Annotated in this window: 4 protein-coding genes; 1 reads left to right on the top strand and 3 read right to left on the bottom strand. The window is 70.7% G+C overall.

Annotation, left to right across the window (positions count from 1 at the left end; translation table 11 throughout):
- Positions 1-1147, bottom strand: a 1147-nt coding sequence (hisD, locus tag ABWK99_RS13540) for a histidinol dehydrogenase (protein WP_372595230.1), incomplete at its 3' end; no start/stop codon positions are given.
- A 92-nt stretch (positions 1148-1239) separates the two neighbouring features.
- Between hisD and ABWK99_RS13545 the strand changes: the two genes are divergently transcribed.
- Positions 1240-1476, top strand: coding sequence for an RNA-binding S4 domain-containing protein (locus ABWK99_RS13545; protein WP_372595231.1), 237 nt, complete (start codon positions 1240-1242; stop codon positions 1474-1476).
- A 10-nt stretch (positions 1477-1486) separates the two neighbouring features.
- On the opposite strand, the gene ABWK99_RS13550 is transcribed toward ABWK99_RS13545, so the two are convergent.
- Together ABWK99_RS13550 and dnaE are read right to left on the bottom strand one after the other, a co-directional pair.
- The gene (locus ABWK99_RS13550; protein WP_372595232.1) at positions 1487-1885 is read right to left on the bottom strand and encodes a pyridoxamine 5'-phosphate oxidase family protein; all 399 of its coding nucleotides are present in this window, start codon (positions 1883-1885) and stop codon (positions 1487-1489) included.
- A gap of 56 nt (positions 1886-1941) precedes the next feature.
- Positions 1942-4923 (bottom strand): DNA polymerase III subunit alpha (gene dnaE / locus ABWK99_RS13555; RefSeq protein ID WP_372595233.1); only part of this gene is annotated, 2982 nt, incomplete at its 5' end.

Genomic DNA, 4923 nt, shown 5'->3' on the forward strand with positions numbered 1-4923 from the left:
GCAGGACGTGGTTCGACCCGGCCATGTAGTCACCGAGGGAGACCGGCGAGTACGGGCCGACGAAGATCGCCCCACCGCTCGTGACCCGGTCCGCGACAGCCGACGCGTCGGCGGTCTGGATCTCGAGGTGCTCGGCGCCGTAGGAGTTGACGACCGCGAGGCCCTGGTCGAGGTCGTCGACGAGGACGATCGCCGACTGCGGGCCGGCGAGGGCCGTCGCCACCCGCTCACTGTGCTTGGTGGCGGAGACCACCGACGGCAGCAGCTCCTCGACCGCGTCGGCGAGCGCCGTCGAGTCCGTGACGAGCACCGAGGCGGAGGTCGGGCCGTGCTCGGCCTGGGAGACGAGGTCGGCTGCGACGTGCCGGGGATCCGCGCCGCCGTCCGCGAGGATCGCGATCTCGGTGGGTCCTGCCTCGGAGTCGATGCCGACCACACCCCGCACGAGCCGCTTGGCCGCGGTGACGTACTGGTTGCCGGGACCCGTGACGACATCGACCGGGTCGCACAGCACCGGGCCGTCCTGCGGGGTCTCGCCGTCGGCCCCGTAGGCGAGCATCGCGATGGCCTGGGCGCCGCCGACGGCGTACACCTCCTCGACCCCGAGCAGGGCGCAGGCGGCGAGGATCGTGGGGTGCGGCAGCCCGTCGTTGTCCCGCTGGGGCGGGCTCGTCACGACGAGCGACCCGACGCCTGCCTCCTGCGCCGGCACGACGTTCATCACGACGGACGACGGGTAGACGGCCAGCCCGCCCGGGACGTACAGGCCGACCCTGCGCACCGGGATCCACCGCTGACGCACCTGGGCCCCAGGGGCCAGGTCGACGGCGAACCCTGCGGGCAGCTGAGCGGCGTGCACGAGCCGGGTGCGTCGGATCGCCTCCTCGAGCGCCGCGCGCACCGCCGGGTCGAGACGATCCAGCGCAGCGGCCATCGCGGCAGCGGGGACCCGGAGCGCGACGGGACGCACACCGTCGAAGCGCTCGGCCAGGTCGCGCAGGGCGGCCGCTCCGCGGGCGCGCACGTCGGCCACGATCGGGGCGACGACCTCGGCGGCACCGGCCACGTCGAGCTCCGGGCGAGGGAGGACATCGGTGAGCTCGCGGGCGGACAGCGTCCGGCCGCGCAGGTCGAGTCGGGAGATCACGACCCCGATTCTAGGTCGAGGACCGGGCACTCGCCGCAGGTCGCCGTGCCGCCCGCCGATCGGCGCGCACGCGCACCTGACAGACTGAGCCCGTGCACAGCTCATCAGGCGCCCCCACCCCGGTTCCCGTCGAGGGCGAGATCAGGCTCGGTCAGTTCCTCAAGCTCTGTGGTGTGGCGGAGTCGGGCGCGGACGCCCGCCGTCTCCTGGAGGAGGGCGAGGTCCAGGTCAACGGTGCACCGGAGACGCGGCGCGGACGGCAGCTCGCGGCAGGGGACGTCGTGCTCGTCGAGATCCCCACGGGGTCGGAGAGCTACCGCGTCGGCTGAGGCCGACCGCTCACCGCACCATGTAGTCCGAGCCCATCACCCGGTCCACGGCGAGCCGCAGGACGATCCGCCGCGGATCGGGGGTGAGCTCGCGGTAGCGCCGGGCGTAGCGACGCATCGCCTCGGCGATCTCCTCGGGGTCCCGCGAGATGCTCACCGTCCCCTCGAAGGTGAGCCACCGCCCTCCGTCCACCTGGCAGATCGCCGCCCTCGACCCCCCGTGCCCTGCGGCTGCGTTGCGGACCTTGACCGAGCTCTCACGGGTGGTGATGCGCGCGATGCCCAGCTCGGCGTCCCAGGTGAACCCGACGGGGACGACGTGCGGAGAGCCGTCTTCTCGCAGGGTCGTCAGGGTGGCCAGGTGGCGCTCGGTGACGAAGACGGTCTGCTCGGGGCTGAGTCGGATCACCGCGCGAGTCTAGGCAGCGGCACGCCCGAGGGCGCGGCAGAGCGCGGACCGCTGCCTCAGACGAGGCAGCCGGGGCCGAGGAGCGCCTTGAGGTCGCCGAACAACGCCGGCGACCGTTCGATCCGCAGCCCCTCCTCGAGTCGCATCACGGTGGATCGGCCCGGTTGCGTCAGCCGCAGGTGCACGTCGCTCACCCCGGGGTGGGTGGCGAGGATCTCGCGCAGCCGCTCCACGACCGGCGGAGTGCAGCGGTGGACGGGAAGGGTGATCGTCACGGGCTGCCCCTCGGTGGACGAGACGTCGGGGAGGGACACCTCGACCGCCTGGAGCTGCATGGTCTCGTCGCGCCGGCGGGCCCGCCCGCGGATCGTCAGCACGCTGTCCTCGGCCAGCACGGTGGAGTACGCCACGTAGGTCTCGCCGAAGAACATCACCTCGATCGACCCGTCGATGTCCTCGAGGGTGACGGCTGCCCAGGGGTTGCCGTTCTTGGACATCCGCCGCTGGAGGGAGGTCACCAGCCCGCAGATGGTGACCATCGACCCGTCGGCGCGCGTCTCGTCCGCCATCAGGGTGGCGATCGAGCAGTCCGCGGCGGCCGCCAGCACGTGCTCGAGCCCGGCGAGCGGGTGGTCGGAGACGTAGAGGCCGAGCATCTCGCGTTCGAAGGCCAGCCGCTGCTTCTTGTCCCAGTCGGGGACCTCGGGGACCACGACCTGGAAGCCCTGGCCGTCGTCGACCGCGCCACCGAGGTCGGCGAAGAGGTCGAACTGCCCCTCGGCCTCCTTGCGCTTGACGCCGATCACCGAGTCCACGGCCTGCTCGTGGACCAGGAGCAGGGCACGACGCCCGTGCCCGAGCGAGTCGAAGGCCCCCGCCTTGATGAGCGACTCGATCGTCCGCTTGTTGCAGACCACGGCCGGGACCTTGTCGAGGAAGTCGGTGAACGAGGTGAAGGCACCCTTGGCCTCACGCGCGCGGACGATCTCCTCCACGACGTTCGCGCCGACGTTGCGCACGGCCGTGAGCCCGAAGCGGATGTCGCTGCCCACCGCCGTGAAGTTCGCCGAGGAGGAGTTCACGTCGGGGGGCAGCACGGTGATGTGCATCCGGCGGCACTCGCCCAGGTACAGCGCCGACTTGTCCTTGTCGTCACGGACCGAGGTGAGCAGGCCCGACATGTACTCCGTCGGGTAGTTCGCCTTGAGGTAGGCCGTCCAGTACGACACGACGCCGTAGGCCGCCGAGTGCGCCTTGTTGAACGCGTAGCCGGCGAACGGCACGAGGACGTCCCAGACGGCCTGGATCGCCTCGTCGGAGTAGCCCCGCTCCCGGCAGCCGGCCTGGAAGGGCACGAACTCCTTGTCGAGGATCTCCTTCTTCTTCTTGCCCATCGCGCGGCGTAGCAGGTCTGCCTGGCCGAGCGTGTAGCCGGCGAGGATCTGCGCGGCCTTCTGCACCTGCTCCTGGTAGACGATCAGGCCGTGGGTCACCCCCACGACCTCCTCGAGGGGCTCGACCAGCTCCGGGTGGATGGGTTCGACGGCCTGCAGGCCGTTCTTGCGCAGGGCGTAGTTGGTGTGCGAGTTCACGCCCATCGGGCCGGGCCGGTACAGGGCGATGACGGCCGAGATGTCCTCGAAATTGTCCGGGCGCATCTGGCGCAGCAGGGCCCGCATGGGCCCGCCGTCGAGCTGGAAGACCCCGAGGGTGTCCCCGCGACCCAGCAGCTCGTACGTCGCCGGGTCGTCGAGCGGCACCTCCTCGATGAGGATCTCCGGCTTGCCGTTCGCGGCGATGTTCGCGAGGGCGTCGTCGAGGATCGTCAGGTTCCGCAGACCGAGGAAGTCCATCTTGATCAGTCCGAGCGCCTCGGCGCCCGGCTGGTCGAACTGCGTGATGATCGCGCCGTCCTGCGGGCGCTTCATGATCGGCAGGATGTCGATCAGCGGCTCGCTCGACATGATGACGCCGGCGGCGTGCACTCCCCACTGCCGCTTGAGGTTCTCCAGCCCGCGGGCGGTCTCGAGCACCCGCTGGGCGTCCGGGTCCGCAGCGACGACCTGCCGGAACTCCTCCGCCTCCGCGTAGCGGGGGTGCTGCGGGTCGTACATCCCCGAGAGCGGGATGTCCTTGCCCATCACCGGCGGCGGCATGGCCTTGGTGAGCTTGTCCCCCATCGCGAACGGGTAGCCGAGCACCCGCGAGGAGTCCTTGAGCGCCTGCTTCGCCTTGATCGTCCCGTAGGTGACGATCTGGGCGACGCGGTCGTCGCCGTACTTCTCGGTCACGTAGCGGATGACCTCGCCGCGTCGACGCTCGTCGAAGTCGACGTCGACGTCGGGCCAGGAGATGCGCTCGGGGTTGAGGAAGCGCTCGAAGATCAGCCCGTGCTGCAGCGGGTCGAGCTCGGTGATGCCCATCGCGTAGGACACCATCGACCCGGCGGCGGACCCGCGACCGGGACCGACCCGGATCCCCTGGGCCTTCGCCCAGTTGATGAAGTCGGCGACGACGAGGAAGTACCCGGCGAACCCGAGCTGGGTGATGACATCGGTCTCGTAGTCGGACTGCTTGCGGACGTCGTCCGGGATGCCACCGGGGTACCGGCGGTGCAGACCGCGCTCGATCTCCTTGATGAACCACGAGCGCTCGTCCTCGCCCGCCGGCACCTCGAAGCGAGGCATGTAGTTGGCGGAGGTGTCGAAGGCGATGTCGCAGCGCTCGGCGACCAGCAAGGTGTTGTCGCAGGCCTCCGGGACCTCGGACCACAGCTCGCGCATCTCGGCGGCGGACCAGAGGTAGAAGTTCTCCGCCCCGAACGCGAAACGGCTCCCGCCGTTGTCGTAGGTGGGTTCGGCGAGCGTCGACCCGGACTGGACGGCGAGCAGCGCCTCATGGGCGTGCGCGTCCTCCTTGCGCGTGTAGTGCAGGTCGTTCGTCGCGATCAGCGGGGCGTCGATCGTGCGGGCGAGGCGGATGAGGTCGGGGATGACACGCCGCTCGATGTCGAGCCCGTGGTCCATCAGCTCGACGAA

Origin of the sequence: Actinotalea sp. (assembly GCF_041597215.1) — a bacterium.
GTDB lineage: Bacteria > Actinomycetota > Actinomycetes > Actinomycetales > Cellulomonadaceae > Actinotalea.